The organism is Methylomonas sp. LL1 (genome assembly GCF_015711015.1).
Taxonomy (GTDB): Bacteria; Pseudomonadota; Gammaproteobacteria; order Methylococcales; family Methylomonadaceae; genus Methylomonas.
Window position 1 is genome coordinate 21,241 of sequence record NZ_CP064653.1, and the last position, 26,620, is coordinate 47,860.

Below are 26,620 nucleotides of genomic sequence, written 5' to 3' on the forward strand. Positions count from 1 at the left end.
TTTAGAAAGCGACACTGGGTTATTCCCAATAGGGCGAGCGCTCGTAGTATTTGTAAACGTCGCGATTCCACTGCTCATTGTCCATCGAAGGCCAATGATCCGGGTCGAACCCAGGCGCGGCTTCCAATCGTTCCTTGGAAACATTGAGCACGTACTCGCTATTTTGCACGCTGTAATCCAGCGCGTTGAACGGAATCGCGAACAACTTTTTCCCCATGCCCAGAAAGCCGCCAAACGATACAACGGCATAGGCGACCCTACCGATGCGGGGATCGATGGCCACTTCCTTGATTTCTCCGAGGCTGTCGCCTTTGGGGTTAATGACCTTGGCACCGATGATGCTCGATGCTCTAACGGGCAAAATTGAAAATTGATGACTCATCTGGTTTCTCCGGTTGTGGAATGGATGAAAGCAGTAATTCAGCGCTGGCTGTTTCCGAATCGGGAAAAACCACTACGGCCAGCCAAGCAATAAATTACAGCGCTCAGATTAGATGGGAAATTGCCTAAACACAGTACGGTAGCGCACATAAATCCAGCAAATACGGGGACTACTAGGAATTCCTAGATTCGCCGGCATTTGCTTAACCCAGGCATCAGCAGTGTGAATCGATACTGACATTCACGTTGCGAGAGATTGTCATCAGGCATTCGAAGTGTGGCTTTTGCGGCACTTCGAACAGGTCGAGTCACTGAATGTATTGGCTAAACAAACGAATTCCAGCCTTTATTTGCAATGTTCGACACCGCACCGACGTAGGGCGGATTTTTCAGTAACTTCAACCGCACAGCAAAGGCTCAATGCCATTGTTGGTTAACGCTACTGTTGATCGTCGTTAGTTAAAACCGAAGGTCTTCTAAAAATTAAAAGGATGAGGTCGGCAATGAATGCCGTTCCATTCTTCCGAAGATAAAACACCATCATGAAGGGGAGAATTATGCCTATACGCTTATCGTTAGTTGTGTTCGCTTTAACGGCTGCCATCACCATGCTGACCAGCGTGGTTCACGCCGAACAAATTTATTTGACTGAAAACTCGGCATTGGAAAATACCCAGCAGAATGTTCGCGATAAGGACAACATGACCTTAACACCCGAGGATCAAAACGAATCCAAAGCTGACATCAAAATCACCGCCGACATCCGTAATGCCGCTGTCAACGATGACTCGCTATCAGTCAACGCCAAGAATGTCAAAATCATTACCCAAAATGGCGAGGTGACCTTGCGTGGCCCCGTTGAAACTAAAGCCGAAAGCATAAAACTGCAACAAATCAGCCAGAAAACAGCTGGTGTGGTGCGGGTAGATAATCAACTTGAAATTAAAGCGCCTTAAAGGCCTGGGAGCACGTCATGAGTAAAGCCGTTTTTTGTATCGCCAAAAGTATCGAACAGACCGAAAGCATTGTTAATAAGCTCAAGGACGCGGGTTTTGCCAACAATGATATTTCGGTACTACTTCCCGACAAATCCACCACCAAGGATTTTGCCCATGAAAAGCACACCAAAGCACCGGAAGGAGCCGCAATTGGTGGGGCCGTGGGCATTGGCACAGGCGCGGTGCTAGGCTGGCTAGCCGGCATTGGCAGTTTAGCTATACCCGGTTTAGGTCCGTTTATCGCGGCAGGACCGATTATGGCTACCTTGAGCGGTGCGGCCTTGGGTGCCGCCACCGGCGGATTGACGGGCGGGTTAATTGGGGTGGGTATTCCGGAGTATGAAGCCATACGCTATGAAGGAAAAATCAAGGAGGGTGGCATCTTGATCTCTGTCCATACTGCAAACAGCGAATCCATTGATCAGGCCAAAGACATTTTCGAGCTAGCGCATGCAGAGGATATTGCCTCGACTGAAGAAGCCTCGGTACCGACTTAACCTTGATGATCCAATACCCTTAATCAAAAATTAAGACCCAGGCGTGATTTTACTCTTTTATGCCCCAATCGACCGAATGACAAAGGCCTGGCAACATTTTCAAGCGCAAAAGCACGCTGAGCCACCACGTTTGATTTCATAGAACTAAGATAAAAATTTATTGCCGGCGTTGGAGTTGATATTCCGCTCCAATGTTTCTAGCAGATAAAATAAGGAGCTACCACATGCTTTCAACAGTCCCTGATGTGATTTTTAAAACCCGAGTTCGCGACGAAAGTATCGGTGGCGACAATCCCTTTCGCTGGCAGGATGTCAGTACCGACGATATTTTTAAAGGCAAAAAAATCGTGATTTTGGCGCTTCCCGGCGCTTATACGCCTACTTGCTCTACCAAGCATCTGCCGGGATATGACGCAAAATACCAGGAGCTTATTGATCAGGGCGTTGATGAGGTGTATTGCCTGAGTGTCAATGATGCTTTTGTCATGTATCAATGGAGCAAGCATCTGAAGGTCGCCCATGTAAAAATGCTGCCCGACGGCAATGGCGACTTTACCCGTGCGATGGGTATGCTGGTGAAAAAAGAGAACGTTGGTTTTGGCAGTCGTTCATGGCGCTATTCGATGTTTGTCGAGGATAAAAAAATTCTCAAAATATTCGGAGAACCCGGCAAAGTCGATAATTGCCCGGATGATCCGTTTACGGTAAGCGATGCCGATACCATGCTCGACTATTTGAAACAGCGCAAATGAACTTGTTTTGGCTAGTTTATTCGACGAGAGGCAGCCATGACTCAATATGATTATGATCTATTCATTGTGGGGGCGGGTTCCGGCGGGGTACGGGCGGCGAATATGGCCGCGTCTCAGGGCATTCGCGTTGCCATTGCCGAAGAGCGTCATTTAGGCGGCACTTGTGTCAATCTGGGGTGCGTACCGAAAAAACTGTTGGTCTACGCCGCCCAATTCAAAGCTGAATTTGAAGCGGCGGCGGGATTTGGCTGGACGGTGGGCATGCCAACCTTCGACTGGCCACACTTGATTGCCAACAAAAATAAAGACGTAGAGCGTTTGCACACGGTTTATCGAAACAAGCTGGAAAAATCCGGCGCCAGTATTATCACGGGCAGGGCAAAATTGCTCGATGCGCACACTGTCGCCGTTGGTACCAGGCAATACAGTGCCGAACGCATACTAATCGCTACCGGCGGCTGGCCGTTTGTGCCGGAAATACCCGGCAAGCAACATGTCGTGACCTCGAACGACATGTTTTTTCTCGAACAATTGCCTAAGCGCATCGTTATTGTCGGCGGCGGCTACATCGCCGTGGAATTTGCCAGCACGCTTCATAGCCTGGGTGTGGATACGACGATTTGCCAGCGTGGAGATAAACTGCTTGAAGGTTTTGATGAGGATATCCGCGATTTTCTGGCTGCTGAAATGGCCGGAAAAGGTATTAGTGTCCTCTTCAATACCGATGTCGAGGCGATAGAACGCACCGCAGGCGATGACTTTGCGGTACGTTTGACTGATGGCGGTAAAATGACCACAGACTTGGTGATGTATGCCACCGGCAGAACACCGAATTCAAGCGGATTAGGACTAGAGGCGCTCGGCGTAGCCTTGGATGACAAAGGCGCAATCAAGGTCAACAGTTGCTATCAAACCAACATACCATCGATCTATGCGCTGGGCGATGTCACCGATCGTCTCAACCTGACGCCGGTCGCCATAGCGGAAGCAGAGGCGCTGGTGAACAGCTTGTATAACCATCAAGACCCAGCAGTGGATTACGACATGACCCCCTCGGCTGTTTTTTGCCGGCCCAATATCGGTAGTGTCGGTTTGACCGAAGCGCGGGCGCGTGAAAAATACCCGGACATCGACATTTACCAATCCCGATTTATACCGCTAAAAAATACGCTGTCGGGCTTGGATGAAAAAACCTTGATGAAGATGATCGTGGTGCGCGGTACTGATCGAGTGGTCGGTATACACATGGCAGGCGTCGATGCCCCGGAAATTATCCTGGGCATGGCGGTTGCCATGCGGGCCGGGGCAACCAAAGCGGTCTTCGATTCGACGGTTGGCCTGCATCCAACCGCCGCCGAGGAATTTGTATATTTGCGTGAAGCTCAGGCTTAACAGTTGGAGCTTAGAGGATTGGATGTCGAGGCAATACCTATTAAGTCGAGTTCTAATCCGTAATTCCCCTCTCCCTGGATTAACGTCGTCGCCGAGCCACCGAGGCATATAATTGCCTCGACGGTTTGGCTAATTCGTCCTCTTTTTTGATTTTCCCTTCCCGGTTGGTTTCCATTTTGAGATTTTGGTCTTTGTGTTGTTCCAGCTTGCCACCAATTCCTGCCTCAACCCTGTGCCTTTTTAATTTTCCTCGGCAATCTCCGCCGGTTTGCGCTTCAAGTCTTTATTCAAGCGTTGCAGGCGTTTGATCATCTCTTTTTTCATTTGCTCGCGGCCTATCGAATGCTTCAAACCGCTGCCCATGCCGGCGACTTGATCGGTGGAACTGCGGGTGGAATAAAACACCAAGGTGCCGTCCTTGTAGGGTAGGCCGCCAGCCACCACATGGCTGGAGTTATACGAGTGTCCCACGTAAAACTGCCGTGATACGATCAGGCCGCCCGCCTCGCCAGTGGCAATGATGCGGTGAGTCAGAATCGGGGTCGGGCGGTCTTCCACGCGACGGTTCAGCCAGACAAACTGTTCACTGGTATTGGCCGGAAGCGTGGCGGGATAATTCAACCAGGTTTGCTGTAATTCGGGGAAATAGTGAGACCAGGCCTTACTATTGACGGCATCGGTACGCAATTCCGCCGCCGGATCGGCAACGCCATCGTCGCGCTTGTATGCCGCTATGCCGGACAAGCCATTTTTCCGGTAGGCTTGCAAACGTTGCAGCAAAAATTCCCGATAGGTTTTGTTGGCGGTTTTTAACAAGGTTTTGTTGTCGGCATCTTCCAGACCGGTCTGCAAGTTTTTCAAACTATTCAATTCTTCCTCGGATAGGTTGAATTCGCTGCCCGCCTCGGCATTCAAAAAGGCCTTGGCTTCGTCGAGTTGTTTTTCGGAAAAACCGAATTTCTTGAGGCTGTTGGCATCGGCGTTAGCCGGTAACGTACCGGTGGCAATGATGTCACCTTCGGTCATACTCAAATTGCCGCGCTTAATGTAATCGACAATTTTCGGTAAGGGCACGGGTATGATCATAGCCACGCCGATGGCCAGTTCTTTCTGGCTGGTTTCACTGACTTCGAAACTAACGATTTCACCTTGCTCGAGTTGCGGAATGCGCGAGGTGCTGATGCCGAAATTTTGTAGGACTTGTTCCGGGGATGGGGTTTCCTGGGCTAGGACAGGTTGACAGATTAGCAGGCTAGCAGTCAGCATGAGCGGGAGTAATGGGCTTTTGGTTAACATTGGCTTTTTCCTGTCAGTGTTTAAAGCGCTATAGTATCCATTTTGGTCCGATTTGGCAGCCCGGAGAATTGGATTCCATTTACTTGAGGAGTTTGAACATGCGGAAAACATATCGTTTATTGGGGATGATCGTATTCATGCTCAGTTGTTTGGCGGGCTGTGGCTTGTTTGCCGTTCAAGAACAGCATGAGAAAATTGCGAGTTATTGCCAGATCTACGGCACGGTAAAACCGGAAATCGATAACGGCAAAAAACTGGTCGTGGCGTTGTTTAAATTTAACGGCGGCGACATCAAGAACCGCGACAACTGGGGACTATTCGATCATTTTGTCAATGACCAGCCCGGACAATGGTATTTCACGACCGCGCCCGGACAATACGTCATGGCTGCGTTCAAAGACATCAACTCGGATTTGATTTACCAGCTCGATGAACCGGCAATCGCGTTGCCGACCGACATCATCGACTGTCAGCCGGGCGCGGTAAAAACCGATATTGGTTTGCTGATACCCGAGCAAGGCCGCACCCAAGCAGGAGCACCCTTGGATGTTTCTAAACTGCAAGCTCGCAGCGCCAAGCAACAATTCGAAATTTCGCTCGGCCAGGTGGCTCAGGTCGGGGTAGTTGCCAGTCTGGATCAGCCCCGTTTTGCCGATCAAGTGGCCGAGCAAAGCCTATGGAAGCCGCTGGATTTCTTGATCGACGGCAATGCCGGGCTTTATTTCCTTGAATCTTATTCCGCCGGCAAAATGCCGGTGCTGTTCGTGCATGGTATCAACGGCACCCCGCGTAATTTTAATTATTTGATCGAACAGCTGGATCGGACCCGTTTCCAGCCTTGGGTGGTGTATTATCCCTCGGGCGCCTATATCGACAATGTCGCCCGCTACATCGATCAAATGCTGCAACTGTTACAAGCCAAGTATCAATTCGATAAAATTGCGGTCGTGGCTCACAGCATGGGCGGTTTGGTGTCGAGAAGCTTTATTTTAAAACATCTGGAGCATCACAAGAGTCTGACTATCCCATTGTTCGTATCCATATCCACGCCCTGGAATGGCCATGATGCAGCAAAGTTAGGCGTCGATCATGCTCCGACGCCGGTGTATTCCTGGGAGGATTTGGCGCCGGGCAGCCGGTTTCTGAAAGATTTGTTCTATAGCGATGGACAATCGGAATCGCGTCGCCGCTTGCCTGACACGATGGTTAAGCATTTGTTGTTTTCGTTCATCGATAGCCAATCCGGCGATGGTACCGTCAGTCTGGCCAGCCAGTTGCGGCCGGAAGCCCAAGAAGAAGCCAATCGCCTTTATGGCTACCCGAAATCCCATATGGATATTCTAACTACAGCGGAAACGGCAAAAGTAGTGAATCAATTACTGGACAGCGTGCGATGAAATGGTAGCTTAGGCAAAGCATTTACTCATTGCAGATGCCGAATATATCGTTCGCCGAGCGGAGTTGTTTGCTTCGGTTCCGCTCGGTCAAAGGCAGTTTTTGGGTATGGAGTTAATTTATAGCCATATTTTATCTTAGAGACAGGCTTTTCCGGCTTGATCCCAACACATCGCAGTGATGGAGCGTTGTAATATTCCGTTAACCTAAACAGGGCTCTCTATTTTCAATGGCAATTCAAAATAAAAACAAAGCATTGATCGAATTCGAGCAACACCCGCAACTTCAGTCTTTATTGGTCGATCTTTCGGCCAGTTTCGTGCGTGTACCCACGCATAAGATTGATCAGGAAGTTGAAAAAAATCTACACCGGATTGCCGAAAATCTGGATTTGGATAGCATTGCATTGGGCTTAATCACGGCCGACCGCAAGGACTTCTACTCCAAGTATAGTTATGCAAAGCCCGATAAGAAGCCCTGGCAAGCCGAGTCATTGACGTCCGAAGGTCCTTTTCTGACACAGACGCTGTTGTCGGGTAAGCCTTTCGTCATGCATGACGTCGATGCCTTGCCCGCGGAAGGCGCGGTCGATCGGGAGGGCTTTCTCCGCTACGGCACTAGAGCCGCCGTGATTTTTCCGTTTATCGTCGGCGGCCATTTGGGCGGTGGCATCAGCTTTGCCTGCTCCCGCCCTCGGTATTGGTCGGACAAGACGGTAGATGGTTTCGGCCTTATTGCCGATGTGTTTGCCAATGTCTTGGAGCGCAAGCGCACCTTGCAAATTATTCAAGATAGAGAAGAACAAATGCGGCTGGCGGCCGAAGCGGCGGACGTCGGGTTATGGGTTTGGAATTTTACCCAGGATACGATCTGGGCGACCGATATAGCGCGGAAAATTTATGGCGTTTCGTTGGATGAACAGTTGGATTTTCAACGCTTTATGCAATGCCTGCATCCTGACGACAAACAACGTGTCAGCGAAACGGTGCAAAGGATATTGCAGGGCGAAACCAATTTACGCGATGAATATCGCGTGCTTCACCCCGATGGTACTGAGCATTGGGTTTGCGTAACGGGCCGCTGTCAACTTGGCGCTTCCGGCCGGCCCAAGTTGGTGATGGGAGCCAGCCTGAATATCACCGAGAGCCGCCGGAACAAGCTTGAGCTTGAACGCGCCAACCTTGAACTCAATACCGCGCTGGAGGAAATTCGCGGCCTGAAGGAGAAGGTTCAGCAGGAAAATAGCTACCTGCGCCATGAAATATTGGGTCGTCATGGCTTGGGACATCTCGGAAGTCGTAATCCGGCAATGCGGCATATCTTGGAGCAGATCGAGCAGGTTGCCCCGACGCCGGCTTCGGTGCTGATCTTCGGTGAAACCGGTACCGGCAAGGAAATGTTGGCGACAGCGATTCACCAAGCCAGTCCCCGCAAGGATAGGACGATGATTCGAGTCAATTGCGCGGCTATTCCCGCGGCATTGATCGAGAGTGAATTATTTGGCCGCGAAAAAGGTGCTTACACCGGCGCGTTGTCCAAGCAAGTCGGCCGCTTCGAATTGGCCTGCGGATCAACCTTGTTTCTCGATGAAGTGGGCGAATTACCGTTGGATGCTCAGGCGAAATTACTGCGCGTGTTGCAGGAAAAAGAAATCGAGCGCCTGGGAAATCCAAGGCCAATCAAAGTCGATGTTCGGGTTATTGCCGCGACTAACCGCAACTTGTCTAGGGAAGTGGCCGAAGGGCGTTTCCGGGAAGATTTGTATTACCGCTTGAATGTTTTTCCCATCGAGATCCCGCCCCTGCGTGAACGACGGGAGGATATTCCTAGTTTGATCGAGACCTTCATCGACGAGTTTGCCCTGGCAATGGACAAATCCATTGATGGTGTCGGCAAGGCCAGTCTTCAACTGCTTTGCGACTATGATTGGCCGGGCAATATCCGAGAATTGCGCAATGTGATCGAACGGGCCGTGATTCTAGCCAAGGGTCCGATCCTGAAAGTCGCTCTGCCCAACGGTTGTGCAACTATCGCGACATCCAGCAAACCTTCCTTGGGAACACTGGAAGATATGGAGCGCGATCATATTGTCCACGTATTGGAAGCCGTCGGTTGGCGAGTGCGTGGTCAAGGTGGCGCGGCCGCGATTCTTGGACTCAATCCCAGCACTCTGGAAAGCCGCATGACTAAACTAGGCATACGGCGTCCATCTTCCGGATAACGGCACTATTTCGAGGAAACCACGATATTTCGTGGTTTCCCGATTGGCTTTCATTCCGTGGATTCTGACCAATTTCATTGTAACTGACTGTTAGATAAAAACTTCCTTGCCTTGTCTCATGGGGTTTGAAAGTGGCCCGCTTCCTGCTTTTGATGAGCTATTAGCGAGTTGCATGGCTTCCAAGAGCTTTAATTATCCGAGTATCACTGCCGCAATCAAAACAGTAAATTGAATTTCTAACCTGGAGTAAAACCCTTGAATAGGCATAAGCAAACAATACAAAAACGTTCAACTGAATTTGGCCTGCTATTGAGTGTTTTAGTGGCGGTCACGGGCTGTAGCAGCGTGAATACGGAAACCAATAAACTGAAGGCGGAAGTGGTCAAGCCGGCGCCCGATGCCGGCTTTATCGAGCATCCGGAGCGGCAAACCAAACGCGCGGATTTGCCGTTTCAAAAAGTTTGGGTGAAACCCGGCTTCAATGCGGCCAATTATAAAGAATTGGAAGTGGCGCCGGTCAATACCCAGTATATGCTGGAAATGGATTGGTTACATGAACTCAGTTCTGCCAATTTGCTGACCGATATTAAAAACGACTTCAAGGAGCTGGCTCAATATTTCCGTAGTCAAGTGATCAAGGAGTTTAAGGAGGATCCCAATCACCGCTTTACGTTAGTCGAGTTTGCCAATCAACATAGACTGCCGGCATTGCGCATGGAACTGGCCTTGATCGAGATCAATCCTTCACAACCTGCCTTGCATGCGGCCGGTTGGCTGGTGCCGGGTGGCGGCACGGCCGCGGGCGTTGTCAACCAACGTAGAGCGGCGTTCGAAGGGCGTTTGCGCGACGTGAAAACCGGCGAAGTGGTGGCCACTTTTGCCGATCGTGATATGCAGGATGCCGGACCACTCGACTTGACCCGGCTGACCTGGTTTGGACCGGCGAAAGGTATCATGGATAGATGGGCCAAGCAGTTCGTGCAAATCGCTAACCGTAAACCGGGCGAAATGGTGACCGATGAAACGCCGTTTACCTTGAGACCTTTCTAGGGGCGGTTGGTATAGACTCGTTATCCGGTTTGACATTTCGCCAATACCAACTTCGGCTTATGCTTTCCATGCGTCGTGTGGAAAGCAAGGTTTTGGCGATTTATTGCCCATTTGTCCTTGGCGTTACTATTCAGCGCGAAGCACAATATTTTCTCTCCAACGAGAGGGCTGGGTGAAGTGACTTTAGAGTGTGGCAAATTGCTTATTTTTACCCCCTCACGCTGGAAGAATGGCCCGCCTGTTTAACTGAACGGTTACTTTTGGGCTTGATAAGTGTTTTAACATGTCAGTAACACGGTGGTGTTATTTTTATTCGATTATTTTCCTTGTTTCCGATCAATTCTAACTGGATTAAACAGCATGAGAACATGTTCTAATTTGTCCAAAACCGGACGCCTGGTTTCAGTGCTGTCAGTTACCATGTTGCTATCCGGTTGTACTGGAATCGGTAAAGGCATAGCCGAAGCCATTCTGGAAAAATCCGAAACCGAAGACACCCGGCAATGCCAGGTATGGGGTCAACCTTTTACCGGTCTTGAGCCCGGTTTGGTCAAGAAGCAGGGAAAAACCAAGGTTCTATTCGTGCATGGGGTGGGCGATCACATTCCCGGTTATACCACGCAGTTCCTGGAGAAATTGGCCAAGGACTTGAATCTGAATGCGCGTTCCGAAGGCCAAAAAAATATCAAATTATCCGCGCCATTGGTGCCAGACACGGAACTGGGTAATTTACGGGTGACGCATCTTCTGAACGAAGAAACCGGCAAGGACCTGACCTTTTATGAACTGACCTGGTCGGACATTACCCGCAAACAAAAAGAGCTGCTGGCATTCGATAATTCCGGCGAATACGATTTTCGGCGGGCCAAAATTAATGGTTTGTTGAAAAAGTTCAGCAACGATACCGGCCCCGATCCTATTATTTATCTGGGGCAAAGCCGCGATGCGATCCTGGCGGCGTTTGGACAGTCGGTCTGTTGGATGGCTTCCCGGGATTATGAAGATATCCCCTCTAGCGGTACGCATGCCTGTACTGGTTTGAACGATTCCAATATCGATCATATTGCGAATGACGACTATGTGTTCATTTCTCATAGCCTGGGTAGCCGCATTACCATTGATGGTCTGCAACGTATCGCTCATATTCTGGCAAATGTGGCGAAATATTCAGATCCGAGCAAAGATGTGATTATTACTGATAAAGTCATCGCGGCGTTTCAAAATAAACGCATACCTATCTATATGCTGTCCAACCAGTTGCCGATGTTGCAATTGGGTCGGGAATTGCCCGAGGTGGTGGGTGATAGAGCGGACTATTGCGACGCCAAAGGTGCAAACTACAACAAACGGATGGTCAATCAAACCGAGATTATTGCCTTCAGTGATCCCAATGATCTGTTAAGTTACGGCATACCGCCAGGTTTTGCGCAGCAATATCTTGACGCACGGATGTGCACCACTGTCACCAACGTCAATATTAACATCGCCAATGTCATGGATGCCTTCGGCTTCGCTGACCTGGCCAATCCGATGCAAGCTCATATCGGCTATGACTCGGATGATCGGGTTGTCGCCTTGATTGCCAAGGGCATTGGTCATCCGGAAGACGACCCGCTGGTCAAACAACGCTGCCAGTTTACTAAGGAAGTCAAGTGATTCGATCAGGGAAAAAATAAGTTTCTGATATTCGAATATCCAAGGGGCGATTACAATCGCCCCATGAATTCAGGGAAATTATTCCAACCAAATCGTCCTTCGACTCCAGAGTAGCCTTGGGATAGGCGAATGGTTACAGGTTGATTTTCCGATGTTGCCGAACTATGCGCGGAATCAACCTGTTTAACTACTATTAAGAGTGTGTATTTGCCACCAGGGGTCTGACAATGTCTCTTTATTGCGTCGTTTACACCAGCGTTGCCAGCCAAAAGTGGTCGGATGATGACTTGAGGGAATTGCTCAAGCGCGCGCGAGCCAAAAATGAGAGGTTAAACGTCACCGGAATGCTGCTTTATCTTGATCCTTTTTCTCTTCAGGTCCTAGAAGGTGAAGAAACAGTCTTGGATCAGTTGTTTAATACAATCAAACAAGACGCACGCCACTATAAAGTATCGGTTATTTATAAAAAGCCAATTTCCGAGCGTTCATTTGGGGATTGGACCATGGGTTTTAATAAAATTAGTGACCAAACTCCCGATGTACAGGAAGGTTTCAACGATTTTTTGCAAAGGCCCATGGCCGAACTGCCTAATCTATCTAGTGAAGTTGATGACTTGTTAAGGCTGTTCAGGCATGAGATTTTATTTTGAGTCTGAATTCGGGGAAACCATGGTATTTCGGGGATGGGGCGGCTTATTACCAACGCTAGTCTTGTTGGCTATTGTTTGTAACTGCTTGTTGCAGTGATACTTTTCTTCTCAAATTCGCCTGTTTTCGGATTGGCACATTAACTGCCATCAATTGTAATCATCCATTCATTCCAGTAGTCGTTGCTGATCCGAAGCTCTAAGTGATTTGTAAGGCTATCGGACGCTGGAAAACCGGCAATCGCAATCGGATACAAACAACATGGAGCCATGGCTATGAGTCAAATCCAAAATCTTGCTCGCCATACACGCCTGCTCGAGATCGTTGGCGATACCATCCGTGTCCGCGCCAAGGGTAGAGCTTTTGGGGAAATGGCCATGGTCGAAAACACCGATGGAGAAACGTCGTGGGCGAAGGTCGTCGATTTGGATCGAGACATCGTCAGCTTGCAAGTCTTTTCCGGAGGCAAAGGGCTTTCCACGGGGGCCACGGTCAATTTTCTCGGCCGCGGCTTGGACGTGGTTTATTCGCCCAATATCTTGGGCAGGATTTTTCGCGGCTCGGGCGATCCCATCGATGGCGGTCCCGAGCTCAATACCGATCCGCGTATTCAAGTGGCGGGGCCAACGGTCAATCCGGCGATGCGCGTGATGCCGACGCATATGATCGAAACCAAGGTGCCGATGATTGATCTGTTCAATTGTCTGGTCGAAAGCCAAAAAATCCCAATTTTTTCGGTGGCCGGCGAGCCGTATAACGAACTGTTGGCGCGCATTGGTTTTCAGGCCAATGCCGATGTCTTGGTTTTTGGCGGCATGGGCCTGATTTTCGATGACTATCACTTCTTTCGCGATGCATTCGAAACCCATGGTGTTTTCCACCGTACGGTGATGTTCGTCAATCAAGCTTCCGATCCATTGGTCGAACGACTGATGATTCCGGACATGGCTTTGGCGGTAGCCGAGAAAATGGCGGTCGAGGAAAACAAGCGGGTGCTGGTGTTGTTGACCGATATGACTGCTTATGCCGATGCGATGAAGGAATTGGGTGTTGCCCAGGAACGGATTCCGGCGGTGCGCGGCTATATGGGCGATTTATATACCCAGTTTGCCCAACGCTATGAAAAGGCTTGTGATTTTAAGGGGGCAGGCTCGGTCACCATCCTGACCGCGACTACGATGCCGGGCGACGATGTAACCCATCCGGTGCCGGACAATACGGGCTATATCACCGAAGGCCAGTTTTACTTGCACGACGGCTTCATCGACCCATTCGGCTCGCTGTCGCGTCTGAAACAACATGTGATCGGCAAGGCCACGCGCGAGGATCATGGCCAAATCATGAACACCATGATCCGCTTTTATTCCGGTGCGGTCGAAGCGCAAAAGAAGCAGGCGATGGCCTTCGAATTATCGCCTTTCGACCACAAACTGTTGAAGTTCGGTGGCTTGTTCAAAGCACGCTTCATGGACATCGGTGTCTCGATACCAGTGATTGAGGCCTTGGATTTGTGCTGGCAGACCTTGGCGGAATGTTTCACAAAAGACGAGTTGCTGATGAAAAAGAATCTGGTCGATAAATATTTTCCAGAGCAAGTTGCCAAAGCGGCGCTGGGGTGACAGGTCATGGCCAAGCTGAAACTGAGCAAACATGCCTTGCATGAGCAGCAGGAGCAGTTGAAGCTTTACAAGCGCTTGTTGCCGTCTCTGGACTTGAAACGCCGGCAGTTGACGATGGAAGCCCAAAAAGCGGAGCAAGAACATGCCGCGGCCATTGCTAGGAGCGACGACTTGGAAACCCGTATCGGCGAGGAATTGCCGATGCTGGCCGACGAAGGCTTGCCGTTGAGCGACTTGGTTGTCATCAAAGGCTATAAATTGGGTGAGCAAAATATCGTCGGTGTCAGACTGCCAATCTTGGAATCGCTGGATTGCAGGGTTGTCGATTATTCACCGTTGGCGACACCGCCCTGGTTTGACATCCTGGTGCAACGCTTGCAAGACGCCAAAACTTGTCGATTGCGGGCAGAGATTGCCGCCCAGCGCTTGGATATTTTGCGCCTGCAATTACGGCGGATCACGCAACGGGTCAATTTGTTCGAAAAAATCCTGATTCCGACAGCGCACGGCAATATTCAGCGCATTCGCATCTATCTTGGTGAAACCGAACGGGCCGCGGTGGTGACATCGAAATTGGCGAAATCGAAACAATTGCATGACCGGAGTACGCTGACGGAGGCTTCGGAATGAGCATCGTACGTTTGGATAAGGTCACATTCTTGGGGCTGACCGAAGATAGGGCGCGTTTGTTGGAAGATATGCAGGCCTTGGGTTGCCTGCATATCGAACCGTTAGCGGAGGAAAACGGCGGTCAGGATACCTTGCCTCCCGTGACGGCCGGTTCGCGCGAAGCTCTGCGGTTTTTACACGATTGCCCGCAAATGCGGCGGCAGATTGGCGACAGTGACAGTTTCGATGCGTTGGAAACCGAGCGCAAGGTGTTGGATGTTAGGCAGCGCTTGCAAGACCTGTCCGATGAGCGCGATTTTCTGGTCAAACGCATTCAGGACATGCGGCCATGGGGCGATTTTACATTTTCCCCTCTGCCTGAGATGGGCGGCCTGCGTCTGTGGTTCTATCTGGTGCCACACCGTGAGATGCCGTTGATACAGAGTCTGCCTCTAACGTATCAAATCGTCCGAACAGACAATCGCCATAGCTACGTCGTGGTGGTTTCGGCAACGGAACCGGAAGGGATGCCGGTCAACCGTAGCCGTATCGGTAACCGGTCACGGCATGAATTGGAAACGCGCCTGGAACAAGTGGAAATGGCTATCGAAGATGCTCGGGCCGAGCGGGCCTATTTGACTCGCTGGTATAGCCTGCTACGCGACAACATCGCCACCTTGGAAGACAGAGCAGCTTTGGAGGCCGCGCAACATCAGATTTACAACCGGGCTGGCATGTTTGCGTTGCGAGGCTGGGCGCCGCAGTTGCAACGCCAGCAACTTGAAGACTACGCACACCGGCATGGCGTGCATTTGGATATTCAAGAAGTACAAGCTGACGACATGCCTCCCACCTATTTACACAATCCTGAGTGGCTTGCCGCCGGGGAAGACTTGGTCAATTTTTATATGACGCCAGGTTATCGTACCTGGGATCCCTCGCCGGTGGTATTCATCTCCTTCGCCTTGTTTTTCGCGATGATCCTAGCCGATGCCGGTTATGCGCTGTTCCTGGGGGCTTTGCTGTTGTCCTTTTGGCGCAAAATGGGTGTAGCAAGCGGGGGGAGACGATTTCGGCCATTGTGTGTGGTAATCGTGGGGTTTTCTGTTTTATACGGCATGTTGATTGGTAGTTATTTTGGCGTGGCGCCGGCCAAGGGTTCGTTTTTGTCCGTATTTCATGTCTTGGATATGAGCGACTCCAATCTGATGATGCAGATTTCAGTTTTCATAGGCTGCGTCCATGTCATTTTGGGGGCGGCGTTGGATGCGGCGCGCTACCCGAATCGAGTGGAAGGATTGGCCTCGATTGGATGGGCTTGCATTGTCTCGGCCGGGTTACTGTTGTTGCTGGCAACCGCTTTTGCCCCAGCCGTATTAAAACCACTGTCTCTGAGCTTGGCAGGTATGGGAGTGGTATTGGTATTGTGGTTCACGGCGCCGTTCGAAAAACCGTTACCCCGTTTGTTAAAGGGCCTGCTCGGCATGACCAAATTGTCCGGAGCTTTCGGCGACGTACTCAGTTATTTGCGCTTGTTTGCCTTGGGGCTTGCCAGTGGTTCGTTGGCGGCGGAATTCAACCACATGGCCTCGGGGATACACGAGGCCATGCCGGGGCTCGGGCTTTTCCTTGCAATATTGGTGCTGTTGTTGGGGCACGCGGTCAACCTGCTGTTGGGATTGGCCAGTGCGCTGATTCACGGCTTACGTTTGAACGTCATCGAATTTTTTAATTGGGGATTGAAGGAAGAAGGCATGTTGTTCAAGCCTTTCCGTCGCACGGAAAGATGAGATCGGCGTAGACCAGTCCCGTAACAGGATTTCAAATTTTTATAACGCCCGGAGGTTTACTATGGATTCTTTTATCGTGTCGCTCGGCTGGTTGGGGATGTTCGCGCCATTGGCCTTGGGGGCGGTCGGCAGCATGATCGGTTGCGCTCGCGCCGGAATGGCGGCATGTGGCGCATTGTTGGACGTCGAAAGTGGATTCGGCCGCTACATCGGCGTGGCGGCGATGCCTTCGTCGCAAACCATTTACGGCATTGTCGTTACCATGGCGCTGCGTCGGGAGTTGACGATCGAAAATTCGCCGGGCATTTTCGGCTTGGGAATTTTGACCGGCGTGGCATTGATGTTGAGTGCCTTTGCCCAGGGTAGTGCTTGCGCTTCCGCGATCAACGCCTCGAAAAGTAAATTGGAAATTTTCGGTATTTCCTTGGCGCCGGCGGCCTTGGTCGAAGGTTTTGCGGTGTTCGCATTCGTATTTGCGCTGGTGCTTTCCGGCGACATCCCCAAATAAGCTGACGGAGGCCTATCATGTCGGAACTCACAATCCACGATCCCAGCGTACAAGCGCTGATCGACAGGATACGCGATCAGGGCGTGCAAGGCGCCAACCAGGAAGCCACGCGTATTATTGCCGAAGCGGAGGCAAAAGCCTCGCATTTACTGGCGGATGCGCAAAAACAAATAGAGCAATTGCGTGCCAAGGCCTCGGCGGATATCGAAGCCGAGCGGGCTGCCGCGCAGGAAGCTTTGAAGCTATCCGCCCGCGATACGGTCCAGCGCTTGAAGAATGGTGTTGCAGGCGCATTCGAAACCTTTGTGCGCCGTTTGGTCACTAACGCAACCCAAGACCAAGAATTGATGAAAAACCTGATTTTGGTACTCGCCGGCCATAGTGCCGAAGAATTTATCAAGGACAAGCATATCCAAATTCTGCTGTCAGAAGCCATTTTGACCGGAAAACCCGATCCTAAACTACGTGATCTTGGTAAACAAACCATCTTGAGTCTTTCCAGCGATATGTTGCGCGAAGGCGTTGAATTAATTGCTTCCACTAGCGTCGACGGCGGTGCAAGAGTACGACTGGTAGGGGAGCAGCTGGAAATCGATTTGTCCGACAAGGCGATAGCCAAAATGCTGGCTGACCGATTGTTGCCGCGTTTTCAGGCTATCTTGACCGGTGTGGAATAAAGGGACATCACTGATGACGGATTACTACACGGTTGTATCGAGTTTGCCTCATTTGCCTTATTTTGCGAGGCTTGAGCGCCTTCCGCTTTCACGTTTACGCTTGGAGCAGCGGTTGCGTATGTTGGAGGCCGATGAAACTCGGCAGATTTTTCAGGCTGAATTATTGGCGGGGTGGCGGTCGTCCGTCGGCAGATTGAGCCGTGCCGATACGGCGGGTTATTACAAAAACGCGCTTCAAGGCATAAGACAACCCGTGTTACGCGAGTTTGTGGAATACCGGTTAAACCTACAAACCCTGCTTGCCGCGCTGCGTATCAGGCAAGCGGGCGGTGAACCGCAACGATACCCTGGAGGCTGGGGAATCGGCCGCTGGGTCAAGCATATCGAGATGCATTGGGATGCCGCCGACTTTCGGTTGGGCGCGCTTTATCCCTGGATCAGCGAAGCGGGCAATCACCTGGCGGCCGCCGATGCGATAGCCTTGGATCGACTGTTGATGGACACGCTGTGGCGGAAACTGTCCCGTCTGGGCGATCTGAATCCTTTCGGTTTCGAAGCCATTACTGCCTTTGTGTTCAAATGGGATATAGCCCAGGCTTGGCTGCTGCGCGATGCCGGTGTCGCTAAACAACGCTTCCAAATATTGATCGATGAGGTAAAACATGTCCAATGAAAATAGCTGCGCCGTCTATGCGACCGTGGTTGGCGTCAAGGAAAGTTTGGTCTTGATTGAGTTTGACGAAGCCGTCGAAGTCATGAAGAACGAAGTCGGTTATATCCGTGTCGGTGAGCAGCGTTTGAAAGCTGAAATTCTCCGGGTGCGTGGGCGTACCGCCGATATGCAAGTATTCGAAGATACGCGCGACGTAAGGGTAGGCGACCAAGTGGAATTGTCCGGTGAAATGTTGTCCGCCACGCTGGGGCCTGGGTTGTTGGGACAGGTATTCGATGGTTTGCTGAACCCCCTGCATGTATTGGCGCAAAAATACGGTTTTTTCCTGCCGCGCGGCGTGACGATTTCGCCACTCGATTTGGATAAAAAATGGCAGTTCACGCCGGGGGTGGCCATTGGCGACAATTTGCCGCCGGCTGGCGTGATTGGAACGGTGCCGGAAGGACCGTTCAAACACAAAATTATGATTCCCTTCAATGAAAGCGGGCCGGTGACGGTCAGTTGGATACGCGAAGGTAGTTTCAGTATCGACGAAACTGTAGCGCGATATACGACTACGTCCGGCGAAGAAAAGGTATTGACCATGACCCGGCGCTGGCCGATTCGGCGGCCGATTCCGGAAAATCTATTACGCAAACGTTATGCGGAACGGCAATTTCCCATTCTGCCGTTGACCACGGCGACTCGCATCATCGATACCTTTTTCCCTATCGCGCAGGGCGGAACAGGTTGTATTCCGGGCCCGTTCGGCGCCGGTAAGACCGTGCTGCAGAGTTTAGTCGCGCGCTATTCCAGTGTCGATATCGTGATCATTGTCGCCTGCGGCGAACGCGCCGGCGAAGTGGTGGAAACCATACATGAGTATCCGCAAACCCACGATCCGCGTACCGGCGGCACCTTAATGGATCGCACCATCATTATCTGCAATACCTCGTCAATGCCGGTCGCCGCCCGTGAAGCGTCGATCTATACTGGTATTACGTTGGGCGAATATTTTCGCCAAATGGGTTACGACGTATTGCTGATCGCCGATTCTACCTCGCGTTGGGCTCAGGCGATGCGAGAAACCTCCGGCCGAATGGAGGAAATTCCCGGCGAGGAGGCTTTCCCGGCCTATCTCGATTCCGCGATCAAAAACTTATACGAGCGTGCCGGCGTCATTCGTTGCGCCGACGGTTCCACCGGCACCTTGACCTTGATCGGCACGGTGTCTCCGGCGGGTGGTAATTTCGAGGAACCCGTCACCCAGTCCACGCTCGGCACCGTCAAAACTTTCCTCGGTTTATCCGCCGACCGCGCTTACAAGCGCTTTTATCCCGCCATCGATCCCTTGCTGTCATGGTCTCGTTATTTGGACCAGTTGGCGCCTTGGTTCAAGAAAGAGCTCGACCCCGATTGGGTGGATGATGTCAAAAACATGATGACCTTGTTGGAACACGGCGATGGCATATATCAAATCATGCAAGTTACCGGCGAAGAGGGCATTACCTTGGAGGATTTCGTGGATTGGCAAAAATCGGTATTGTTGGACATGGTGTATTTGCAACAAGACGCCTTCGATGAGGTCGACGCCTGCATGCCTCGCGAGCGGCAATTGGCCAGTTTCCGCTTGTTAAAAAGTCTGATTGCGGCGGAATTCAGGTTCCAGGACAAAAACGCCGCTCGCGACTTCTTCACCAAACTGACCGGCCATTATAAAAATTGGAATTACAGCCGCTTGGATACTCCGGACTATGAACGCTACCGCACCGACATCGAGCAGTTGGCCGCGCAATATTTGCCGGCTTATCAGGAGCTATAAATCGACATTAAACCGAGGCCAGGAGCCTAGACATGATTAAAAAAGACATCATCGACATTTTTAAGGTCAAGCCCGATAGCAAGGTGCGTCTTAAAGATCACGAAACTAGCTGGGCTCAAACCGACGAGTTTAAAGCCGCCGGTAAAAAAATGGTTAAGGAGCGGGCTAACGAAATTTTGCAAAAGAGCGTCGAGGAACTGGCGGAGTGCCAGCAGTTGTTATACGCGGATGACCGCTATGCGCTGTTGATGGTTTTTCAGGCCATGGACGGGGCGGGCAAAGACGGCACGATCAAGCACGTCATGTCGGGCGTCAATCCACAAGGTTGTCAGGTTTTCAGCTTCAAAAAGCCATCGGCCGAGGAACTGGATCATAACTTTCTGTGGCGCTATATGAAATCCCTGCCCGAGCGCGGCCGCATCGGCATTTTCAACCGTTCTTACTACGAAGACGTTTTGGTGGTCAAGGTTCACCAAGATGTACTGGAACAGCAAAAACTACCGGACGGCAAGCATGGCAAGGCATTTTGGGAAGCGCGCTATGAGGACATCAATGCCTTCGAGCGCCATCTGGTACGCAACGGCACCATCGTCTTGAAGTTTTTTTTGAACGTGTCCAAGAAAGAACAAAAGCGCCGATTTATGGATAGGCTGGAACGGCCGGAAAAAAACTGGAAATTCTCGCTTGCGGATATGAAGGAACGCGGCTTTTGGGACGATTATACCGATGCCTACGAGAAAGCCATTAGTGCGACCAGTACCAAATGGGCGCCCTGGTATATCGTGCCGGCCGATGACAAGTGGGCGATGCGGGCCATTGTCGCCGATATCGTCACCTCGACCTTGCGCGATCTCGAGCTTAAATTTCCCGAGATGAACGAGGAACAACGCAAGTTATTGGAACAAGCGCGTAAATCATTGGAACAGGAATAGCGGCACGGTCGATTTTAACCTGTCGGGGTTGCCAATGTGGATGGGTTCAATTGAAAATCCAAATAGTCACGGTACTTGTCATGAGAATGAAGCAAGGCAATACAGCCCCTAGCTGGGGTATTCGACGATTCAGTCAATCGCTATTTTTGTTGCTAGCCTTACAAGTCACTGGATGCGACAAGGGTGATGGCCAGCAAGCCAAAGCTCCAGCGCCGGATCTTACTGCCGTGGCGGAATCGCCTTCTCCGGAAAAAATACCGGCAGCAGTTGCGCCGGTGCAACCGGCGCCCGCCCCCGTTCCATCGCCTTTTCCGCCGCCAGGTACAAAACCCTTGAGCAGTATCGAATCTCTGGTAGCACCGATCGCGCTTTATCCCGATCCGCTGCTGGCGGAAATGCTGGTGGCCGCCTCTTATCCGTTGGAGGTGGTTCAGGCGGCCCGCTGGTTGGAATCCAAACCCAATCCGGCCACGGTGCGCGGCAAAAACTGGGATGCCAGCGTCATCCGCTTGACGGCGATGCCGGAAGTGATTGCGATGATGAGCGAGCATCTGGATTGGACCACGCAACTGGGCGATGCTTTTCTGGCTAATCCAACCGAATTGATGGATGCGGTTCAAGCTTTGCGCAAACGCGCGACCGATGCCGGATATTTGAAGAACTCCGATCTGCAAAAGGTCGAGACTAAAACCGTATCGTTTTCCGAACCGGCTTCCAGCCAAGCGAGGGGATCGGATATCAAGGCAACCCCGGCGGTACTCACCAAGCAAGTCATCACGATTGCCCCGGCAAAAGCCGATACTCTGTCGGTGCCAAGCTATAACCCCGAGGTCGTCTATGCGGCACCGCTTGCGCCCCCACCGGCTAGCTATGCTTATCCGGCTTCCACCACGGTGACCAATAACTACTATCCCTCCGCGAACACGACTACCCAAACCACATCCTCATCCGATCAATGGTTATCTTTCGGTGCTGGTGCGGTTGTCGGCGGCTTATTGACCTGGGGCATCATGGAATGGGCCGATGACGATTGGGATGATGAATGGCATGGAGGCTACCCTGTCTCGCATCATTACGGCGATTCTGTTTGTCAGAGTGGTAATTGCTGGCACGGCGGTGGTGGCTATTACCGTAACGGCAATGTCGCCATTGCTCGGGGTGATGTCAATATAAACCGCGGCGATGTCAATATCGGATCGGGAAACAGAGTCAACGTCGATCGTGACGGTATGTTCAAACAGGATCAGCTCGCGGGTTTAGGGAGGCAGGCCAGTCGCTGGCAGCCTGATGCGAGTCATCGCCGTGGCCAAGCCTATCCGCCAATCGCTCGGCAGCGTTTAGGAAATATGCAGGAAGCGGCCCTGGCTGGTGGTCGCTTGAGCGGCGCGGAAAATTTACCGGCCAATACTCGGGGATTTGACGATAAAAAAGCCGCCACGCTACCGGCACAACCAAGGCTTTCCAGTGCCGATGTTCAAAGACAGCTGGCGGCTAGAAGCGACGGAAGGAATTTGGCTGGTAAATCCGACTTGGCTGGCCGTGCCACGGCAACTCCGCGAGACAGCGCTCTGGCGGACATGCGAGCAAACAGCCAGCGGGTTAAAACCGAGAGTCAGCGTGGCGCGGCCAGCATCAACTCACGGACGCGAGAGGTTCGTAAGCCCACCGTCAATGATCGTGCCGGCCTCAATCAACAACGTCTTGACAGGGTTCCATCGGAAAACCGCCGGCCGATGCAACAGGATTTTCAACGGCCGGCCCATGATGCACAACAGTTCCAAAATCGACAGAATCAGCAAACGCAACGTTTTCAATCTCAACAACGCCGGGAAATGTCACGTCCGAACGCATTTGAAAGCGCTCAAGACCTTGGCCGATCCCGTGACTTTAGTAGCCGGGGTAGTGCCAGCCGTGCGAGTGCCCAAACCAGCCGGCAAATGCGAACCTCAACTGGCGGTGCTAGCCGGGCTGGGGCCGCGGGTCGAGTTGGCGGAGGAGGCCGTGGTGGCAGACGTTGAATGGGCTATCAGCATAAATCGTTTCGACTTATCCGGTTGCGATAATCGCAGGCAAAACGCCTGTTTGTTAACGCAAACCTGTTTAAACCTTCAATAACGCGAGGTTTCAATCGTGATTTCCTTCAAACTCCATCATTCTTTGGTTTTGGGTTTTATCGTCTGGGCGCTTTGTTTGAATTTCGCCGTGGCGCTAGAGGCCGACGCCCAACGTTTTGCCTCCTCCGAACAAGCGATAGCGGCTTTAATCGATGCGGCGCGGAGTGATAGCAACGACAAAATTGCCGTTGTTTTTGGCAGTCAACATGCGCAAATGTTCTCATCCGGCGATGAGGTGGAAGATAAAAATAATCGCGCCGATTTTCTAAAAATGGCCGAGGAAAAATCATCGGTGGAAAATGACGGCACGGATAAGGCCATATTGCATTTCGGCCAAGACGGTTGGGCATTTCCAGTGCCGCTGGTTAAAATCGGTGAACAGTGGCAATTTGATGCCGAGCAAGGTAAAACCGAAATCCTCAATCGCAGAATCGGGCGCAACGAATTGAATGCGCTGGCGGTGGTAAAGGCCTATGTCGAAGCACAATTTGAATATGCACAAAGCGATCGCGATGGCGATGAGTTGGCGGAATATGCGACTAAATTGTCCAGCGAACCGGGTAAATTCGATGGCTTGTATTGGGAGGATCAAGTAGGCCAGACCCAAAGTCCACTGGGGCCGTTGGTGGCACAGGCCAAGGCCGAGGGTTACACACCCAAAAGCGGTTCCAGTTCATCGATCCCATATCACGGCTATTTCTACAAAATTCTGACTCGGCAGGGTGGTAACGTCCCCGGCGGAAAGTATGATTATCTGATTAATGGCAACATGATCGCTGGTTTTGCGCTGGTCGCTTTTCCAGCTGAATACGGTTCGTCGGGCATCATGACTTTCGTCGTCAATCATCAAGGCAAGATTTATCAAAAGAATTTGGGCGCTAAAACGGCTGAACTGGCCCAGGCCATGAAAAGCTATGATCCCGATTCAACCTGGGAAAGGGTCGAAGAGGGCCAATAATTTCATAATCTCGACCAACTGATAACAGTCTGGCCGAAGACGGCTGAACGGAACGGTCGTCTGGGCTGGTGTATAAAATTTAGCAAACTGGCCGTCTTGGTTATTTTTAAAAAATCAGAAGTAAATCAATATTGATAAAGGAGCCCCAACCATGAGCGAACCGACATTGAGCAACCCAGCGCCTCTCGATGCAGAAGCCTTGAGGAAAATTAACGCGTATTGGCGAGCCTGTAATTACCTGGCCGCCGGTATGATTTATCTGTGGGATAATCCATTATTAAAAGAGCCGCTCAAGACGCAACATATCAAAAACCGGCTGTTGGGGCACTGGGGGGCCAGCCCTGGCCTGAGCTTTACCTATATTCACATGAATCGGCTCATCAACAAGTACGGATTGAATGCCATTTTTCTGGCCGGGCCCGGCCACGGCGCGCCCGGCGTGTTGGCGCCTGTTTATCTCGAAGGCACGTACGCGGAAATTTATCCTAACAAGGGTGAAGATGAAGAAGGCTTATTGCAATTCTTCAAGGAGTTTTCCTTCCCGGGCGGGATCGGTAGTCACTGTACTCCGGAAACGCCGGGCTCCATTCATGAAGGCGGCGAGCTGGGTTATAGCATTTCTCATGCCTACGGCGCCGCATTGGATAATCCGGATTTGCTGGTCACCGTCGTGGTCGGCGATGGCGAGTCGGAAACCGGTCCGCTGGCGACTTCCTGGCATTCCAATAAATTCCTGAATCCGATCCGCGATGGCGCGGTGCTGCCAATACTGCACCTCAACGGTTACAAGATCAATAATCCAACCATCTTGTCGCGCATTTCCCACGATGAACTTGAACACTTGTTTCAGGGTTACGGTTATACCCCTTACTTCGTGGAAGGCAACGATCCCGAGACCATGCACCAATTGATGGCGGGTGTGCTAGAAACCTGTGTGCTGGAAATTCGCCGCATTCAGGAGCAAGCCCGAAGCTCCGGTTCCCCAACCCGACCACGCTGGCCGATGATCGTATTACGCAGCCCCAAAGGCTGGACCGGCCCCAAGGAAGTGGATGGGCACAAAGTGGAAGGGTTTTGGCGAGCTCACCAGGTTCCGCTGGCAGGGGTAAAAGAAAACCCTGCCCATCTGAAACAGCTGGAAGACTGGCTGCGCAGTTATAAGCCCGAAGAATTGTTCGATAGTGCCGGCACTTTGATTCCCGAACTGAAGGCGCTTGCGCCCAAAGGTACGCGACGCATGAGCGCGAATCCACATGCCAACGGCGGTTTGTTGCGTAAAGCCTTGCGTAAGCCGGAGTTCAAGGACTATGCGCTGGTCATCGAAAGTCCGGGTAAACTTGTAGCGGAAAACACCCGGCCCTTGGGTAAGTTTTTGCGCGACATCATGAGCGCCAACATGAGCAATTTCCGCGTGTTCGGCCCGGATGAAAACAGTTCCAACAAGTTGGATGACATCTACAAGGCCAGCAAGAAAACTTGGTTGGCCGACTTTCTGCCGGAGGACGCCGATGGCGGTGAACTGTCGCCGGATGGCCGAGTCATGGAGATGCTGTCCGAACATACGCTGGAAGGCTGGCTGGAAGGTTATCTGTTGACTGGCCGCCACGGATTTTTTTCGACCTACGAAGCCTTTGTGCACGTGATCGATTCCATGTTCAATCAGCATGCCAAATGGCTGGCTATGTCCAAGGATGTGCCATGGCGGGCGCCGGTATCTTCGCTGAACTTGCTGATTACCTCTACCGTCTGGCGGCAAGATCACAATGGCTTCACTCATCAGGATCCCGGCTTCCTGGACGTCGTCGTCAATAAAAGTCCGTCCGTGACCCGTATCTACCTGCCGCCGGACGTGAATTGCCTGTTGTCGGTGGCCGACCATTGTCTAAAAAGTACCGATTACATCAACGTCATCGTCTCCGACAAGCAGAAACACCTGCAATATCTAAATATGGACGCGGCGATCAAGCACTGCACCAAGGGTATTGGCATCTGGGAATGGGCCAGTAATGATGATGGAGGCGAACCGGACTTGGTAATGGCGAGCGCCGGTGACATCCCCACCAAGGAAGCCCTGGCGGCGGTGGTATTACTACGGGAAAACTTTCCGCAACTGAAGATTCGTTTTATCAATGTGGTGGATTTATATAAATTGGTACCCAGCAGCGAGCACCCTCATGGTCTTACCGATCGTGATTTCGACGGTCTGTTCACTTTGGATAAACCGGTTATCTTCAACTTCCACGGCTACCCCTGGTTAATTCATAGACTGGCTTATCGGCGCAACAACCACAAAAACCTGCACGTGCGTGGTTACAAGGAAAAGGGCAGCATCAACACGCCGCTCGAATTGGCGATTCAAAACGAAATCGACCGTTTTAGCCTAGCCATTGATGCGATCGATCGCATACCAGCTCTGCGCGTTTCCGGCGCCCATGTAAAGGAAAAACTACGCGACCGGCAAATCGAATGCTGTAACTACGCGTACGAGCATGGCATAGACAGGCCGGAAGATGATCAGTGGTTATGGCCATATTGAGGATGCGAGCCTGGTAAATAACGTCAAAGCTGGCGGTATTTGATCGGAAAGCTACTTTCAACCCTACCCTGGTTTTCAGATTTCTGGGGGGGGCTCGGGGAATCCACGATATTTCAG

General features: G+C 51.5%; 22 protein-coding genes. 20 read left to right on the plus strand and 2 right to left on the minus strand.

Going from position 1 to position 26,620, the window contains the following annotated elements:
* Positions 1 to 19: 19 nt before the first annotated feature.
* Positions 20 to 382, minus strand: a complete 363-nt coding sequence (locus tag IVG45_RS00680) for a PRC-barrel domain-containing protein (protein ID WP_196435989.1) — start codon at positions 380 to 382, stop codon at positions 20 to 22.
* 556 nt (positions 383 to 938) lie between these two features.
* Here IVG45_RS00680 and IVG45_RS00685 point away from each other — a divergent pair.
* The 4 genes from IVG45_RS00685 to gorA all read left to right on the plus strand — a co-directional run bounded on the left by IVG45_RS00685 (position 939) and on the right by gorA (position 4,020).
* Positions 939 to 1,337, plus strand: coding sequence for a BON domain-containing protein (locus IVG45_RS00685; protein WP_196435990.1), 399 nt, complete (start codon positions 939 to 941; stop codon positions 1,335 to 1,337).
* Positions 1,338 to 1,354: 17 nt separating this feature from the next.
* The gene (locus IVG45_RS00690) at positions 1,355 to 1,876 is read left to right on the plus strand and encodes a hypothetical protein (protein WP_196435991.1); all 522 of its coding nucleotides are present in this window, start codon (positions 1,355 to 1,357) and stop codon (positions 1,874 to 1,876) included.
* Positions 1,877 to 2,100: 224 nt separating this feature from the next.
* A complete protein-coding gene (locus tag IVG45_RS00695) occupies positions 2,101 to 2,628 on the plus strand; it encodes a peroxiredoxin (RefSeq protein WP_196435992.1) in 528 nt (175 codons plus the stop codon).
* A gap of 36 nt (positions 2,629 to 2,664) precedes the next feature.
* A complete protein-coding gene (gorA, locus tag IVG45_RS00700; RefSeq protein ID WP_196435993.1) occupies positions 2,665 to 4,020 on the plus strand; it encodes a glutathione-disulfide reductase in 1,356 nt (451 codons plus the stop codon).
* Between the two features lie 240 nt (positions 4,021 to 4,260).
* Here the strand turns inward: gorA and IVG45_RS00705 are convergent, their stop codons facing one another.
* The gene (locus IVG45_RS00705) at positions 4,261 to 5,316 is read right to left on the minus strand and encodes a hypothetical protein (RefSeq protein ID WP_196435994.1); all 1,056 of its coding nucleotides are present in this window, start codon (positions 5,314 to 5,316) and stop codon (positions 4,261 to 4,263) included.
* Positions 5,317 to 5,414: 98 nt separating this feature from the next.
* On the opposite strand from IVG45_RS00705, the gene IVG45_RS00710 reads away from it, so the two are divergent.
* The 16 genes from IVG45_RS00710 (at position 5,415) to IVG45_RS00785 (ending at position 26,503) form a co-directional block, all read left to right on the plus strand.
* A complete protein-coding gene (locus IVG45_RS00710; protein ID WP_196435995.1) occupies positions 5,415 to 6,713 on the plus strand; it encodes an esterase/lipase family protein in 1,299 nt (432 codons plus the stop codon).
* A gap of 227 nt (positions 6,714 to 6,940) precedes the next feature.
* On the plus strand, positions 6,941 to 8,932 hold the full coding sequence (locus IVG45_RS00715; RefSeq protein ID WP_196435996.1) for a sigma 54-interacting transcriptional regulator: 1,992 nt from the start codon (positions 6,941 to 6,943) through the stop codon (positions 8,930 to 8,932).
* Between the two features lie 255 nt (positions 8,933 to 9,187).
* Positions 9,188 to 9,982 (plus strand): DUF3313 family protein, encoded by a 795-nt coding sequence (locus tag IVG45_RS00720; RefSeq protein ID WP_196435997.1) that lies wholly within the window; start codon positions 9,188 to 9,190, stop codon positions 9,980 to 9,982.
* Between the two features lie 360 nt (positions 9,983 to 10,342).
* Positions 10,343 to 11,638 (plus strand): hypothetical protein, encoded by a 1,296-nt coding sequence (locus tag IVG45_RS00725; RefSeq protein ID WP_230874698.1) that lies wholly within the window; start codon positions 10,343 to 10,345, stop codon positions 11,636 to 11,638.
* Between the two features lie 227 nt (positions 11,639 to 11,865).
* Positions 11,866 to 12,288, plus strand: coding sequence for a BLUF domain-containing protein (locus tag IVG45_RS00730; RefSeq protein ID WP_196435998.1), 423 nt, complete (start codon positions 11,866 to 11,868; stop codon positions 12,286 to 12,288).
* 273 nt (positions 12,289 to 12,561) lie between these two features.
* Complete coding sequence (locus tag IVG45_RS00735) at positions 12,562 to 13,905, plus strand: V-type ATP synthase subunit B (RefSeq protein ID WP_196435999.1); 1,344 nt, start codon at positions 12,562 to 12,564, stop codon at positions 13,903 to 13,905.
* A gap of 6 nt (positions 13,906 to 13,911) precedes the next feature.
* Complete coding sequence (locus tag IVG45_RS00740) at positions 13,912 to 14,535, plus strand: V-type ATP synthase subunit D (protein WP_196436000.1); 624 nt, start codon at positions 13,912 to 13,914, stop codon at positions 14,533 to 14,535.
* Positions 14,532 to 16,304 carry a V-type ATP synthase subunit I gene (locus tag IVG45_RS00745; protein ID WP_196436001.1) on the plus strand — a complete coding sequence of 591 codons (1,773 nt, stop codon included), beginning with the start codon at positions 14,532 to 14,534 and terminating at the stop codon, positions 16,302 to 16,304. Before IVG45_RS00740 ends, IVG45_RS00745 begins: the two co-directional genes overlap by 4 nt.
* Before the next feature lie 61 nt (positions 16,305 to 16,365).
* A complete protein-coding gene (locus IVG45_RS00750) occupies positions 16,366 to 16,812 on the plus strand; it encodes an ATP synthase subunit C (protein WP_196436002.1) in 447 nt (148 codons plus the stop codon).
* 17 nt (positions 16,813 to 16,829) lie between these two features.
* Positions 16,830 to 17,489 (plus strand): hypothetical protein, encoded by a 660-nt coding sequence (locus IVG45_RS00755; RefSeq protein ID WP_196436003.1) that lies wholly within the window; start codon positions 16,830 to 16,832, stop codon positions 17,487 to 17,489.
* A gap of 13 nt (positions 17,490 to 17,502) precedes the next feature.
* Positions 17,503 to 18,162, plus strand: a complete 660-nt coding sequence (locus IVG45_RS00760; protein WP_196436004.1) for a DUF2764 family protein — start codon at positions 17,503 to 17,505, stop codon at positions 18,160 to 18,162.
* Entirely contained in the window at positions 18,152 to 19,963 is a 1,812-nt protein-coding gene (locus IVG45_RS00765; RefSeq protein WP_196436005.1) for a V-type ATP synthase subunit A, read from the plus strand. The genes IVG45_RS00760 and IVG45_RS00765 overlap by 11 nt, the downstream gene beginning before the upstream one ends.
* A gap of 32 nt (positions 19,964 to 19,995) precedes the next feature.
* Positions 19,996 to 20,895, plus strand: a complete 900-nt coding sequence (locus IVG45_RS00770) for a polyphosphate kinase 2 family protein (RefSeq protein WP_196436006.1) — start codon at positions 19,996 to 19,998, stop codon at positions 20,893 to 20,895.
* Positions 20,896 to 20,975: 80 nt separating this feature from the next.
* Entirely contained in the window at positions 20,976 to 22,913 is a 1,938-nt protein-coding gene (locus IVG45_RS00775) for a DUF3300 domain-containing protein (protein WP_196436007.1), read from the plus strand.
* A 112-nt stretch (positions 22,914 to 23,025) separates the two neighbouring features.
* Positions 23,026 to 23,967, plus strand: coding sequence for a DUF2950 domain-containing protein (locus tag IVG45_RS00780; RefSeq protein WP_196436008.1), 942 nt, complete (start codon positions 23,026 to 23,028; stop codon positions 23,965 to 23,967).
* Between the two features lie 151 nt (positions 23,968 to 24,118).
* Positions 24,119 to 26,503 (plus strand): phosphoketolase family protein, encoded by a 2,385-nt coding sequence (locus IVG45_RS00785; protein WP_196436009.1) that lies wholly within the window; start codon positions 24,119 to 24,121, stop codon positions 26,501 to 26,503.
* The last annotated feature ends 117 nt before the right edge of the window (positions 26,504 to 26,620 follow it).